Source organism: Prevotella amnii CRIS 21A-A (assembly GCF_000177355.1).
Classification (GTDB): Bacteria; Bacteroidota; Bacteroidia; order Bacteroidales; family Bacteroidaceae; genus Prevotella; species Prevotella amnii.
This window is the reverse complement of the sequence record NZ_ADFQ01000007.1, coordinates 1-14,121: the sequence shown is the minus strand read 5'-3', so window position 1 is coordinate 14,121 and position 14,121 is coordinate 1. Positions and strand designations below refer to the sequence as shown.

Annotated in this window: 11 protein-coding genes and 1 pseudogene; 9 read left to right on the top strand and 3 right to left on the bottom strand. The window is 45.4% G+C overall.

Annotation, left to right across the window (positions count from 1 at the left end; genetic code table 11):
- The 5 genes and pseudogenes from HMPREF9018_RS01130 to HMPREF9018_RS01110 form a co-directional block, all read left to right on the top strand.
- Nucleotides 1-1,907 (top strand): annotated as a pseudogene (locus HMPREF9018_RS01130) (DNA topoisomerase); the annotation flags it as partial.
- A gap of 92 nt (nucleotides 1,908-1,999) precedes the next feature.
- Nucleotides 2,000-6,604, top strand: coding sequence for a DUF2958 domain-containing protein (locus HMPREF9018_RS01125; RefSeq protein ID WP_008446878.1), 4,605 nt, complete (start codon nucleotides 2,000-2,002; stop codon nucleotides 6,602-6,604).
- 266 nt (nucleotides 6,605-6,870) lie between these two features.
- The gene (locus HMPREF9018_RS01120) at nucleotides 6,871-8,124 is read left to right on the top strand and encodes a site-specific integrase (protein ID WP_008446888.1); all 1,254 of its coding nucleotides are present in this window, start codon (nucleotides 6,871-6,873) and stop codon (nucleotides 8,122-8,124) included.
- A 13-nt stretch (nucleotides 8,125-8,137) separates the two neighbouring features.
- Nucleotides 8,138-9,457 carry a site-specific integrase gene (locus HMPREF9018_RS01115; protein WP_008446874.1) on the top strand — a complete coding sequence of 440 codons (1,320 nt, stop codon included), beginning with the start codon at nucleotides 8,138-8,140 and terminating at the stop codon, nucleotides 9,455-9,457.
- Between the two features lie 8 nt (nucleotides 9,458-9,465).
- Nucleotides 9,466-9,927 (top strand): DUF1896 domain-containing protein, encoded by a 462-nt coding sequence (locus tag HMPREF9018_RS01110; RefSeq protein ID WP_039863900.1) that lies wholly within the window; start codon nucleotides 9,466-9,468, stop codon nucleotides 9,925-9,927.
- 480 nt (nucleotides 9,928-10,407) lie between these two features.
- Here HMPREF9018_RS01110 and HMPREF9018_RS11190 read toward each other — a convergent pair whose 3' ends face one another.
- A complete protein-coding gene (locus HMPREF9018_RS11190) occupies nucleotides 10,408-10,770 on the bottom strand; it encodes a hypothetical protein (RefSeq protein ID WP_232724624.1) in 363 nt (120 codons plus the stop codon).
- On the opposite strand from HMPREF9018_RS11190, the gene HMPREF9018_RS10560 reads away from it, so the two are divergent.
- From HMPREF9018_RS10560 to HMPREF9018_RS01090, 4 genes are all read left to right on the top strand, one after another.
- Nucleotides 10,657-10,917 carry a helix-turn-helix domain-containing protein gene (locus HMPREF9018_RS10560; protein ID WP_232724623.1) on the top strand — a complete coding sequence of 87 codons (261 nt, stop codon included), beginning with the start codon at nucleotides 10,657-10,659 and terminating at the stop codon, nucleotides 10,915-10,917. The two genes, HMPREF9018_RS11190 and HMPREF9018_RS10560, sit on opposite strands and share 114 nt — an antisense overlap.
- Nucleotides 10,918-10,937: 20 nt before the next feature.
- Nucleotides 10,938-11,252: a helix-turn-helix domain-containing protein gene (locus HMPREF9018_RS01100; protein ID WP_008446877.1), complete on the top strand. Its 315-nt coding sequence runs from the start codon at nucleotides 10,938-10,940 to the stop codon at nucleotides 11,250-11,252.
- Nucleotides 11,240-11,746, top strand: a complete 507-nt coding sequence (locus tag HMPREF9018_RS01095) for a DUF3408 domain-containing protein (protein ID WP_008446885.1) — start codon at nucleotides 11,240-11,242, stop codon at nucleotides 11,744-11,746. Before HMPREF9018_RS01100 ends, HMPREF9018_RS01095 begins: the two co-directional genes overlap by 13 nt.
- A gap of 193 nt (nucleotides 11,747-11,939) precedes the next feature.
- Nucleotides 11,940-12,359: a plasmid mobilization protein gene (locus tag HMPREF9018_RS01090; RefSeq protein WP_008446882.1), complete on the top strand. Its 420-nt coding sequence runs from the start codon at nucleotides 11,940-11,942 to the stop codon at nucleotides 12,357-12,359.
- Between the two features lie 353 nt (nucleotides 12,360-12,712).
- Here HMPREF9018_RS01090 and HMPREF9018_RS01085 read toward each other — a convergent pair whose 3' ends face one another.
- Nucleotides 12,713-13,183, bottom strand: a complete 471-nt coding sequence (locus HMPREF9018_RS01085; protein ID WP_232724622.1) for a hypothetical protein — start codon at nucleotides 13,181-13,183, stop codon at nucleotides 12,713-12,715.
- A 31-nt stretch (nucleotides 13,184-13,214) separates the two neighbouring features.
- The coding region (locus tag HMPREF9018_RS01080; protein WP_039863897.1) for an RHS repeat-associated core domain-containing protein at nucleotides 13,215-14,121 on the bottom strand (907 nt) is incomplete at its 5' end.

Genomic DNA, 14,121 nt, shown 5'->3' with positions numbered 1-14,121 from the left:
CTGCCTACAAAGCCGAAGACCTGCCCATCCGTCCCAATCCTTTCCAACTTATTGTCCGCCAAGTGCGCAGGAACAAGGAATTTGTATCAGACCCAGCAGCACTAAAACAGCTCAAGGTGATACGCTCCAGCTTTGACAAAGCAGACCGCATCATCGTTGCTACCGATGCAGGACGTGAAGGTGAACTCATCTTCAGATACATCTATTCCTATCTCAATTGCCATAAGCCTTTCGACCGCTTGTGGATTTCCTCCCTCACCGATAAAGCCATCCGTGAGGGACTTTCCAACCTCAAACCGGGAAGTAGTTACGACAATCTCTATTATTCCGCCAAAGCAAGAAGCGAAGCCGACTGGCTGGTGGGTATCAATGCAAGCCGTGCATTGTCTATCGCCCGCAGGGGAGGCTATTCCTTGGGACGGGTACAGACCCCGACATTGTCTATGGTCTGCCGTCGGTACATAGAGAACCGTGATTTTTCTTCCATACCCTAATGGAAATTATCCGTTCTTACAGAAAAAGAGGGCTTGTCGATAAAAGCCGTTGGCTGTAAAGACTATGAAAATGAAGCATCGGCACAGACTGCCCTCGCCCTGCTTCGCAGTCAGAGCCGGCTTAAAGTAGAGTCGGTCACAAGACAGGTGGGGCATACCGCGCCACCACTCTTGTACGACCTTACTGCCTTGCAGAAAGATGCCAACAGACGTCACGGCTTTTCAGCGGACAAAACCCTCTCGATAGCCCAAAGTCTCTATGAGAAAAAAATCACGACCTATCCCCGTACTGGCAGTCGATACATCAGCGAGGATGTCTTCGAGGAAGTCCCCGCCCTGCTGCGCAAGATAGGCAAAACACTTTCAAATCCACTTAACCGCCACTCGGTGGACAATGCCAAAGTTACCGACCACCACGCCATTATTCCGACAGGTGAAACACCCTTAGGAATGTCGGCAGATGAAAGAACCATCTATCAAATGGTAGTTAATCGCTTCATAGAAGCCTTTTCCCCCGATTCAGGGGAAGAGCGTATGCAGGTGCGGTTTACTGACGGCACCAACACCTTTACTTGGAAGGCGTGTAGGCAGATTTCCTTGGGTTGGAAAGCCGTACAGAAAAGTAAAGAAGTGGAAACTGAGAAGGAAGAAGATGGTAAAGAACAGATTTTGTCTTCATTGCCTAGCCTAATGGAGGGAGAGGTTTTGCCACTTGTTTCTGCTGAAATAACCGAGCATAAGACCAAACCTAAACCTCTCTACACAGAAGCGACACTGCTTTCTGCTATGGAGAATGCTGGCAAGGAAGTGAAGGAAGACGATAAGCGCAAGGCAATGGCTGAGTGTGGTATCGGAACACCTGCCACCCGTGCCAACATCATTGAGACACTTATCCTCCGTGACTATATCTGCAGGGACAAGAAATCCATCATACCTACAGAGATAGGCCTGGCAGTCTATGAGATTGTCAAGGACAAGAGAATCGCCAATGCGGAGATGACAGGCAGTTGGGAACTTGCCCTTGCCGCTATTGAAGCTGGAAAGATGCCATCTGAAAGGTTCGCACAGGGCATTAATTCATACGTGGAGACTATTTGCGAGGAACTCCTCTCGCTTTCTTCAGAGCAGAAGTCCTATCCAGTCTACCGCTGCCCAAAGTGCGGACAACAGAGTGTCGGCATCTATGCCAAGGTAGCCAAGTGCAGACATGAAACCTGTGGTTTCCACGTGTTTCGTGAAGTCTGCGGCATACATCTCTCTGAAGATAACATCCGTGACTTGATAAGCTCCGGACGTACGCCTATCCTTAAAGGACTGACCAGCAAGGCAGGAAAGAAATTCAACGCCCGACTGGTTTTGAAGGATGATTATACCACTACCTTTGAATTTGAGCAGAACAAGAAACGGAAATAGCATATTACTTCATTTCTGATACTAAAGTCTGACATTACGGTCAAGCTTTGGTATCAGAGTAGTTATTCCCATAATAGAAAAAGTTATACCTTATGGCATATAATAAGAAAGAAGTCCTGCAAGCCAACACGGAAGCCATCCGTGTAGTCTTGCGCCTAGAGAAAGAACGTCGTGAAGCTACCGAAACTGAGAAAATTATCTTGCGGAACTATCAGGGCTTCGGTGGCTTGAAATGTGTGCTCAACCGCACAGACAATCCCGATGACATACGCTATTGGAGCAAGTCGGAGCAGAATCTCTTTGAACCAACCCAACAGCTCAAGCAGATGATTTATCGAGAAGCCGTAGATGCCAACACCGCCAAGCGGTATTGGGAGAGCATCAAGGCAAGCGTACTGACCTCCTTCTATACTGATACCCGTATCGTTACCGCCATTGCCGATGCTCTCACTTCTGTAAATGTACCCATACGCCGATGTTTGGATCCTTCGGCTGGCATGGGAGTATTTGCTGAGACCTTTGCAAGGCAAGCGGGAGTTGTAGATGCAATGGAAAAAGACCTGCTTACTGCCCGCATCTCACAAGCCCTGCACCCTCATGGTAAAGGCAACGTGTTCGTTAGAAACGAGCCTTTTGAAGCCATTGGAGAGATAGAAGACAAGGATAAGTACGACCTTATTACAAGTAACATTCCTTTCGGTGATTTCATGGTCTATGACCGAGAGTACACTAGAGGTAAGGATACACTAAAGCGCGAGTCCACACGTGCCATCCACAATTACTTCTTCGTGAAAGGTCTGGACTGCATCAAGGAAGGTGGCTTACTGGCATTCATCACTTCACAGGGTGTTTTGGACAGTCCCCGCAATGAAGCCATACGCCGTTACCTCATGCAGAACAGCCGCCTTATCTCCGCTCTCCGACTGCCATCGGGTATGTTTTCAGACAATGCAGGAACGGATGTAGGCAGTGACCTCATCGTCTTGCAGAAGCAGACAGGTAAAGAAATCAGCGAGGGGATTGAACAGCAGTTTGTAGAAACTCTTTCCGTTCCCAAAGAAGAAGGCTCTTCTGTCGTCTTCAAGCACAACTCACTTTTTGCAGGAGATTGGAAAGACATTGCCCACCGTATCATCGCCACGGAGCGCACGATGGGTACAGACCCCTACGGCAAGCCTGCATGGGAGTATCGGTTCGATGGCAGCATTGGTGATATGGCGGAGAGTATCAGGACACAGCTCTCCTTGGAAGTTGAGCAACGCTTTGACCGCAAACTCTATGAAACAGGCATACCTATGACGGAGGAGGAACGGCAGAAAGAAGCCGAGAAGCAACTGCATAAGTTAGGGATAACGGTTGATTTGCCCAAAGAGGACCCAAAAACGGACAAGGAGGCGGAGAATGCCTATAATTTGATGCCCGACAGTATCAGGAAGCAACTACCTAAACTTTACAGTACGGAAAAGGAACTCATTGGCGATAAGATAGCCTATGCACGCTATTTCTTTCCGATGGGAGCATACACAGCCTACCTTCTGGAATATGACCCTAAGAGCCGCATTGGTTTCGGTGCTGTCACGATGGGTTACGGCTGGGAGCTTGGCAATATGTCCCTTGATGAGATGGAAGGCGTGAAGGTAAGAGGACTGGGGATTGAACGCGACCTGTATTTCTCTCCTAAGAAATTGCACGAGATAGCCGAGTTGGAAGAAATCGTCAGGGAACAATATACCAAAGAAGAAGTGGTGGCAGAGGAAATTAAGGAAGAAGCGGTAACAAATACAGAAGACACGGTTAAGAAGACTGTGAACGGTACTTCTGGAATCAAGATATCCAAGGAAGAGTTGGAAACTGAAACAGAAATTAATGTCGGGCAAGTCATAGAACCGGACGATTTTACCATTACCAAGGCACAGGCAACAGAAAATACCGTTTCCAATGGAGAGACTACTCCATTGCAACCACCATCATCGGAGTCTGTACCACAGCAATCTGTGTCAAAGCAACCATCCATAAACGTTGAACCTGCACCCGAAGGTGTACCCGCCTTGACACTTCACCGACAATACGAACAGGAAAGGTCGGAAATCCGTACGGATATTGAAGCCCCAAGAGAGATGAACGGACAGACGGTGTTCTTTGACGACGATCATCATCCAGTGGTGGGCAACAACATGGAAGACATCGGACAACCGGAGCAACTGTCACTGTTTGCCCCAGAGGAATACAGCCTTTGGACAAGAGAGGTAAGCCGTGTGAACAATGAAATCAAGGATAATTCAGGAACTTCACAGGCGCACCGTCCTATAACACAAACTGCTCCCCAGAAACCATCGGAGTCCAAGATACAAAAGTCAGTAACCTCTCCTCAACGGCGTACCCGTAGTAGCAGGAAAGCAGCTTCTTCCTCTTCACGTGAGCCATCCCTTTTCGACTTCATGAACGAAGACGAGGAGCGCAAGCCAAAACCGATAGCGGAAGTCAGAAAGGAGTTTGACGCTTCCCCACGCCCTTTTCTCTCTTCGCCGGACTCACACCTAAGAGACGGCACCATTGTCGTGCAGAAGGGACAGATAGGCTTTCTTTCCGACTTAAAGCGACATCCAACCTTTAACCCGATGGACTTGCCGTATGCGCAGCTTTCCCGTCTCAAAGCCTATGTCAAGATACGGGAGTGCTATCACCGTCTCTATGACTACGAGGCAGAGAACCATGCAGAAGACAGGGAAGACCGAAACAGGCTCAACCATCTGTATGATGACTATGTTGCACGCTGGGGCTACTTCAATCAGAAAGCGAACACCGACATCATCAAGATGGATGCCACAGGCGTGGAAATGCTCTTCTTGGAACGCTCTGAAAACGGCAGGTACATCAAGGCGGACATCTTTGACCATCCTACGGCTTTTTCTACCACGGAACTGACCATTGCTACAGACCCAATGGAGGCACTGGGTGCATCGCTTAACAAGTATGGTACGGTGGAACTTGACTACATGAGTTCGCTTTTACCTGATATGGAGGAAAGCGACATCATTTCTTCCTTGGAAGGTCGCATCTATTTCAATCCCGAAGAAAACGCATACGAGGTGGCGGACAAATTCATTTCGGGCAATGTAATAGAAAAGGCGGAGCGTATCGAGTCATGGCTCTTGGACCATCCCGACCATGAGGAAGCCAAACAGAGCCTTGCTGCCCTGCGTGCAGCCACGCCGACACCCATTCCCTTTGCCGACCTTGACTTCAACCTCGGTGAACGTTGGATACCTGCCAAAGTCTATGGCAGGTTTGCTTCGGAGTTCTTTGGGGCGGAGATAGGCGTATCCTACCATTCCAACATGGATGAGTACAGCATTGTCTGCGACCGTAAGAATGCCAATATCTGGCATAAGTATGCCGTACAGGGAGAGTTCCGTCGCTATGACGGCATCAACCTCCTGAAGCACGCCCTGCACAATACCATCCCCGACATCAACAAGAGCAAGGAGGTGGCGGATAAGATTACGGGAGAAATAAAAACAATAAAAGTGCGCGATGGACATGCCATTCAGATGGCGAATGCCAAGATTGAGGAAATCAGACAGGGCTTTGTCGATTGGCTCGGACGCACGCCAGACACCTTCAAGCAGCAGTTATCCGACCGTTACAACCGCCTTTTCAATTGTTTTGTACGACCAAACTTTGATGGTACGCACCAGACGTTTCCAGACCTTGACCTTAAACGATTGGGTATTGCTGACCTCTACAAGAGTCAGAAAGATGCCGTATGGATGCTCAAGACCAACGGTGGCGGAATCTGCGACCATGAGGTGGGAGCGGGCAAGACGCTTATCATGTGTACGGCTGCCTATGAGATGAAGCGATTGGGACTGGCAAACAAGCCGATGATTGTCGGGCTGAAGGCAAACGTCTTCGATATTGCCGACACTTTTAGGAAAGCTTATCCCAATGCTAAGGTACTCTATCCAGGTAAGAACGATTTTAATAAGCAGAACCGCCAACGTATCTTCAACGACATCAAGAACAACGACTGGGACTGTATCATACTCACGCATGAACAGTTCGGCATGATACCGCAGGCCTTGGAGATACAGGAAGCGATTATGCAAAAGGAACTGGACTCCGTGGAAGAGAATCTCGAAGTGTTGCGGCAACAAGGAAGAGACATCTCCCGTGGTATGCTCAAAGGCTTAGAGAAGCGCAAGCAGACACTTGAAGCCAAGTTACAGAACATACAGGACAGCATCGCCGAAAGAAAAGACGATGCCGTGGACTTCAAGATGATGGGTATCGATCACCTCTTTGTAGATGAATCGCACCAATTCAAAAACCTGATGTTCAACACCCGCCATGACCGTGTGTCAGGCTTGGGCAATCCTGATGGCTCACAGCGTGCCTTAAACATGCTCTTTGCCATTCGTACCATACAGGAGAGGTCTGGCAAGGACTTGGGAGCGACTTTTCTTTCTGGAACGACCATCTCCAATAGTCTGACGGAACTGTATCTTCTGTTCAAGTATCTGCGTCCGCAGGCTTTAGAGAAGCAGGGTATCAACAGTTTTGATGCTTGGGCAGCCGTCTTTGCCAAGAAATCAACTGACTACGAGTTCTCCATCACCAATGAGATTATCCAAAAAGAACGTTACCGCACCTTCATCAAGGTGCCTGAGCTGGCTGCGTTCTATGCGGAAGTATAGGAGTTGGAAACAAGAAAAGGAGAAAAATGTGTATCTGATTGAGACACAAGATATATTGCCTGCTTTCTCATTGGGTTGCATCAAGGTAAATAGGCGAAAAAAGGAGTGAAAAAGCAAGAGTTCAGTTACCAAATCGTTCGAGAAACGATGAAAGGAAAAGAATAGCTAAAAGTGGTAACTAAAACAGTGTTTTCTCTTTCATTATCAATGTTTTGCATCGCTCAAAGTTCCTCTGGGAAGTATAATTTTGTAAGTAAAAAAAAACAATGGAAAAAGAAAAAATCAAGCTGCTCTTCTACCTCAAAAGAGGTACGCAGGACAAAAACGGAAAAAGTCCCATCATGGGACGCATCAGTATCGGTCGCTCAATGGTTCAGTTCAGTTGCAAATGTGCCTGTACGCCAAAAATTTGGGATAGTCGTAAACAGCGACTTGTAGGAAAAAGTTCCGAAGCCGTATCAGTGAACAGGGAACTTGACCGACTGCAAGTAAGTGTCCATCAAGTTTATGAATCGCTTTCGGGCAAGTTGAATAACACTGTCACGGCAGGGAAGATAAGGGAACTTATATTCGGGTTAAACAGCGAGTCGCAGGGGCTGCTTCATCATGCGGACGAGTATATTGACCGTTTCCGTGAGCGAGTTGGCATAGATCGCAGCGAAAGAAGACTGAAATGTCTGCTGCTCTTCCGCAAGCATCTGTCTGAATTTCTGAGATGCCGCTACCATGTGGACGATATTCCCGTGCAAAAAGCCGATACAGCCCTTATCAAGGACTTGGAGGAGTATTTTGCCAAAGAAAAGGGTTTTAAACTCAACACTTCGGCTGGTTATCTTACTATGCTGGCATCCCTGCTCAAAGACCTGCACAAACGGCACATCATAGACCCCTATCCTTTTATCGGTCATTCCATCCGCTGGGACGTTGGAACACCCCGATACATTACAAGGGAGGAAGTAAACAAGATTGCGGCATTAACCGATAACGAACTGCAAGACTACGAGCAGGTGTCGAGGGATATGTTTCTCTTTTCGTGCTATACAGGGCTTTCCTACACGGATGTGTACCACCTCACGGCAGAGCATATCATCCACGAGTCTGATATGGATTGGATACGCAAGCCGAGAGTGAAGACGGGCAATGTATGCCACATTCCATTATTACCCGAAGCATCCGCCATCATTGAGCGGTACAGGGGCATTCATACGAGGGCGTTCCGCCACGAACCCCCAAAAGGGTATCTGCTGCCCATACCAGGCTGTGACACGTTGAACATACACCTCAAAAAGATAGCACGGCTTTGCGGTATTCAGAAAACGCTGACCTATCACATGGCAAGGCATACCTTCGCATCGCAGATGACGCTTTCAGAAGGCGTGTCCATCGAAAGCGTATCGAAAATGCTCGGACACAGCCAAATAAAGACCACACAGGTGTATGCAGAGACTTCTCCGGAGCGTGTCTTTCGGGATGTGGAGAAGATTCTCCCTCTCATCGCACAATATCGTTTAATCAACTAAAAGTCCAAGAACAATGAAAAGTACATTTTCAATTCTATTCTATATAGACAGAAGCAAGACAAGCGAAAGGAATGAATGCATTATCCGCTGCCGTATCACCTGCAATGGTGCGTCTTCTTCATTCTCAACAGGTTTGTACACCTCCCCAGATGATTGGCAAGCAAAGAAAGGGCGCATAAAAGTGGTGGCAAACAGAGCGCATGCCGTCAATCTGCAACTGAACTCAATAGAAGACCGACTTCACGCACTCTATGAACTCACGTTAAGAGAAGAGAACTACATTACGGCAGAATATCTCAAAGAGCAGTTCCAGCACCAAAACAAGCCCACCCCGACACTCATAGAGATTTACCAATCCGTCTGTGAAAGCAAGGAGGCATTGCAGGGCAAGACGATAGGAAAGGCTACCGTTAGGGCTTTCAGGGACAGTAGGAAGAATTTTGCACTTTTTCTAAAAACAAGGGAAAATGAGGACTGTCTTCCCAAAGAGGCAGACAAGGACCTCATAGAAAGCTACCGCCTGTTTATGCTACGGGACTTGGGAAACAAGGAAAGCACTGTTTCCAACCGTCTGCGCCACCTGCATCAAGTCATCCGAAAAGCATTGCAAGAGCGATATATCCATGCAGACCCTTTTGAACTGATAGACATTGAAACGCCCACCTACGAGCGCAATGCCCTCACTTCTGACGATTTACACAAACTTCTCTCATATCGCCCACACCGCTCGGTGGACAACCATTGCAGGCTCATCTTCCTCTTGGGCTGTTTCACGGGGCTGGCATTCTCAGACTTGAAGAAACTCCGAATGGGCGATGTTTATACATTCGGGGATGGGCGTAGGTACATATCGCTCTGTCGCACAAAGACACAGAACAGGAGCATTGTTCCTTTATTGCCCATTGCCGAAGAGATACTCACCATTGTCAGCGACGGACGAAAGGAGGGTTTGCTCTTTCGTGAGTTCCCCACGAATAGCCATTTCAACCGCAAGATAAGGGACATTATCATCAAGGCTGGACTCCCATCTCATACCGAAGCCACTTCGCATACGGCACGGCACACCTTTGCCACGACCATCTGTTTGGAGAACGGTTTGCCGATAGAAACCGTCAGTAAGATGCTCGGACACCGTTTCATTTCCACCACCGAACTTTACGCAAAGGTTAGCAAGAGTAAGATTGCACGGGAAATGCAGCCACTCATGGGCAGCAATACCACAAGAGAACTGCGAAAGGCTTTGCGTGTCTGTCCGCCAAGAAAGCCAAGCGGAGGACAAGTAACTTGTCCTTTGACCGCAAAGCAACCATCATTGAACATCAACGCTAAATAAAAATAAAAATGAAAGAAAACAAAAAGCTGGAACTTTCCTACTTTCGATTGAAGTTAAGAAGTTACATGAGTGAGCATCACCCCGAAAAGTTGCAAGATACGGAGTTTATCACTGCACGGGCAGATATGGCTCTCACAGCTTACTGCGATGCCGTGGCGCAAGGTTTTAAGCACCCCGAAGCGGAAAGCATGGCAAGCGAGGTCTTGTATCAGGGCTTGCACTTTTCCAAGTATGATACGCTTGTATCCGTATTGGAAAACGAGTTTGAAAGGGAACAGCCTACACCTCTCCCAGAGAAACTCATACCTATACTGTTGTCGAACAAGGCTATTCAAGCCACATTCGACAAGTTCGGTTTGACGGACACATTTGCTTCTGACGAGCAATACGACCGTCTTTACACCGAACTCACAGGCACGGTAGTGTTGCTCTTCGAGAGCACTCATCTGCCAATAATCGGTCAGACGTAGGGATAAGCCCAAAGGCGTTGTAAGCAAAGGCACACGCAAAGTCCCTGATGCCGTTTCTTATCGTGCAAAGGTGCAACGGAAGCCTGTCTGCCCTGACAAGGTCAAGTCCTGCGGATGGAGAGAAGAATCTCCACCGCAGGATTTTCCTTTTTTTTATGGCTGTATCGCAATTCCCAATATTCGTGCGGTCGTATTCGTCTCTCCCAACCTTGCAGGGCAGGGCTGCCGTAAGAGAGTATAGGCACGACAAGAATACGGCATACTCAGGCTCTTTGGACGCAAGGCGTAACAACCAACAACAGATAGGACTGACGATAATACGGACATTTTTTTGTTTGTACAATCTGTTGTTTGTACAATCTGTTGTTTGTACAATCTGTTGTCATGACTATCTGTTGTCAAAACTATATATCGTCAAAATAATCTATCGATAAAACTATCTATCGATAGTTCTACATATCGATTTGTCGAACTATCGAATTATCGATAAAACAACAAAATAATAAAAGGAAAGAGCCGGCACCTCATCTCATTACCGCAATAACACAGATGGATCTCCTTTGGTCTTTTCTCTTGTTTTCTCTCTATTTCCCTGCTTTTCCTCATTTCTTGCAGCGGTGCTTCCGAGGGTTTACTTTTGCACTCGATAAGTACGGCAATGGACTGCATAACAGTTTGTTTGCCGAGTAACAATAAAGTAATCAAAAAAAAATCAAGGAAATGAAACTCATTATCATCGACCGCAAAGCGTGGGAGCAACACCGCTCCGAATTTGCAGACTTTATCCACAGTATCGAACAACTCATCGGCAATCCGCCCGAAACGGACGAATGGCTCGACAATGAAGCCGTATGCCGCAGGCTCGGCATCAGCAAACGCACCCTGCAATCCTATCGCGACACGGGTAAAATACCCTTCTCCATCATTGGGCATAAATGCTATTATAAGGAGAGCGACATCGCAGAGTTACTGAATGCAAACAATGAATGAACTCAAACAATGAATGAACTATGGAAGAGAATGAAATCATTACACAGCAAGGCCCTCAAATGCAGATATTTGCACAGTTGATGGAGGGTACTTTGAAGAAACTGGAGCGTTATTGTTCTACAGCCCGTCCGATGTTAGGCGGAGAGGTTTACCTTACAGGCGAGGAGGTTTGCAGCCAATTACGGCTCAGCACACGCACGCTCCAAGAGTACAGAAACTTAGGAACGCTTCCTTTCTACAAAATCGGAGGGAAGATACTATACAAGCAGAGCGACATACAGACAATGCTTGAAAGGCATTATAACGCAATACCCAAGAAATTATGGCAAGAATAGATGAACAAAGGAAACTGCGTCTGGAACAAGCCCTTCGAGATATGGGTAATTATGGCGTTAAGCTCCGCAAGCCCGAAGAGTTGCCCGATTTTGATCAGCCCATAGATTATGAAGAGGAAAAGAAAAGATTTGAGCCTGTTAAAGTTGAGGAACAAAATGACAAGGAGAGTCACAAGGACTATTCGCAACCGTCCTATCAAGAAACAGAGTTGACACCAACGGAAAGGGCTACTTCTACCGAAGAGAGTCATCAACGAATGGGAAAAACAAGGGACAGGAAGCAATTATCCGAGTTTCAGGGGAAATATCTTAAGCCCTTTCGCAACAGCCACCGCAAAGCCGTGTATGTATCAGAGGAAACTCAACGAAAGTTGGACTTCGTGGTGAGGAAAATCGGTGAGCAGGGAGCAAGCGTTTCAGGATATGTGGAGCAGGTGCTTCGAGAACATCTCGACCAATACAAAGATGATGTGGAAAGATGGCGGAAACTCTGAAATACTGCATTCCTCGAATGCAAGCCTACGCTGAGTTACTGTATTCAGTGAATGCAGTAACACGGCATGGGTTTATAATCCCATTTTCTACATCAGCAAGGTGTGTCTTTGTACCACAAACTGCCGTTTGTACCACAAAGCCCCTTGCCCCGAAAGGGGGATTAAATCACTCCAAAGTCGTGATTAGAAAGCAATGAAGAAGCAAAAACAAAAGAAGCCAGACGGCAGATGTTCCACCTGCCCACGATGGGACAGATGGCACATCAGGATACCTAATTCTGAAGACCAGCAGAAGCTTATCAGACTCTACCGCAAGTCGGGAGCAAAAACGAAAAGCGATTTTGTCCGAGTAAGACTTTTAGGTGAAGCCTTTAAGGTCATCACCCAAGCCCCTGCAAAAGAACCTTACTTGGAGAAACTCTCCGAAATCGTTGCTATGACTCATAAGATAGGCGTGCTATACAACGAAGCCGTGAAAGCCCTCAAGACTTATCATTCTGTTGCCACTGCTCAACGATTGCTCAGTAAACTTGAAACTTATTCCCAACTTCTTATCAGACTGCAACAGCAAGCAGTACAGCTGACAAAAAATCTTGAGAGTAGACATGAATAAATACTGATAAATCATTATACCCAACGTTAGTACCGTGCTGCGATTGCCCAATCCCTCTTTGGTCAGTTATCAATGTTAGGAAGATAGGCTTTGTATGTGTAGTCGGTAATAAAACGCTTCCGGCAATTCTTACATCATTAGCGTTGTTTACCTGTTACTTTACCTCTTTTGAGAATATTGTTTGAGTGGCGATGCGGCATTGAAACTCAACTCCCAATCTGGAGCATAAAGTACCGAAGCGTTCTCGTAAGGTCATTTTTTCTTTGTGTTGGGTTACCAATATAGCAAAAGGCAGAAAAACGATCCTTTCCTTTACATTTAATCTTATAAAAGTCATATTGATAATCAGATAATTATTTTAATGACTCCCGATTTGGAGCATTACCAATATCGTTATTCAAAGCATTTTGCAATATTTTGAAAGTTTTACTCTTTTTATCTATTTTGTATAATTTATAGATACTGTCATAAATACTTATGACAATTACAGTATCACTGATGTACTTTATATTATATTTATCACTCCCTAAAATTAATAGACTATCTTTATATAGAGACCACCTCTCGCTCCATAATTGATCGCGTAGATAATATTTTTGTATTTTATTTTTATCGATATGCTCGTAAATAAACCATTGTCCATATTTGTTAAAATAATAATAAATAAAATTATTATCATCTTCATGTTCCTTTGTTTTCCAAAAGCAATAAGAACCCTCGCAAATAATTTCAGCACCATTTTTTTTATGAGGTTTACATGATATTATCCAAAATAAGAGAACAATAAAACCTAGAAAATAAAAATAATGTATTTTGCAGTCCATTAACTTCTTGCCAGTGGACTGCACTTTATATTTAAAATTGTATTTCATTACCACCATTTAAATAAATAGGAACACTATTTACACCATTTGCTTTTAAAAGTTCGGATGCTTTTCCTATATACTTATTAAATATGCGATTATTTTCTTTGTATAATTTTTGCAATTCTTCTTGAAGGTATCCAGCCGTTCCTTCCCTAAATGTATCTGTTGTCTTCTTGAACTCTGGTGCTTGCATTTGTCTCATTATAACTTGAATTTCTTCTTCACGAGACTTTCCACGTATTTGTGTGTGGAAACTTTCGTGAGATAGCGTACTACTCATATTATATATTTGTGATAATTCTTTATTAAAAAATCCTTTTTTAACCAACACACGAATAGTCTTATCATTGAGAGTATATGCTAAAGAATTTGAATCTGTACCTTTTGGAGTTGAAGCATCTACTCCTATTGTTGTGGCATGTTGAGTTGTTCGATTTTTATTTGCATAATGGTACACTATTCTCATCATTTTTCTAAGTCCTCCACTTTTGTAATTACCAAAGTTATAGTCAGATAATATGACGTTTCCTTTTTTAGTTTGAATATAGATATAAGGATCTTTATCATTTCCGTCTGAACGTATAAATTTTCCACTCGTGCTAAAATAATCAGCTAATCCATTCTTGTCAATTCTATTAATTGGATTATTATGACAATAAGTATAAGTGCTTGAATATGGCATATTTTTTTCCATTGGATCCGTACTCATCCACAAACCCAGCCTCGGCTCATAGTACCTTTCACCATAGTAGTACATACCTGTCTCCTCATCAAATTCCTTGGCGTTGAAGAGGTAAGGCGTGTTCCACGTATTGTTGCGTTCTTCTATGAACACCTCTCCAAAAGGTACATATTCGATGTGCTGCGATACTTCGCCGTCCAAGTTGGTGATGTAG

Bases quoted from the DNA above. Each gene is read 5' to 3' on its own strand.
- HMPREF9018_RS01125 (WP_008446878.1), top strand. From the start codon at position 2,000: ATGGCATATAATAAGAAAGAAGTCCTGCAAGCCAACACGGAAGCCATC.
- HMPREF9018_RS01120 (WP_008446888.1), top strand. From the start codon at position 6,871: ATGGAAAAAGAAAAAATCAAGCTGCTCTTCTACCTCAAAAGAGGTACG.
- HMPREF9018_RS01115 (WP_008446874.1), top strand. From the start codon at position 8,138: ATGAAAAGTACATTTTCAATTCTATTCTATATAGACAGAAGCAAGACA.
- HMPREF9018_RS01110 (WP_039863900.1), top strand. From the start codon at position 9,466: ATGAAAGAAAACAAAAAGCTGGAACTTTCCTACTTTCGATTGAAGTTA.
- HMPREF9018_RS01100 (WP_008446877.1), top strand. From the start codon at position 10,938: ATGGAAGAGAATGAAATCATTACACAGCAAGGCCCTCAAATGCAGATA.
- HMPREF9018_RS01095 (WP_008446885.1), top strand. From the start codon at position 11,240: ATGGCAAGAATAGATGAACAAAGGAAACTGCGTCTGGAACAAGCCCTT.
- HMPREF9018_RS01090 (WP_008446882.1), top strand. From the start codon at position 11,940: ATGAAGAAGCAAAAACAAAAGAAGCCAGACGGCAGATGTTCCACCTGC.
- HMPREF9018_RS01085 (WP_232724622.1), bottom strand. From the start codon at position 13,183: ATGGACTGCAAAATACATTATTTTTATTTTCTAGGTTTTATTGTTCTC.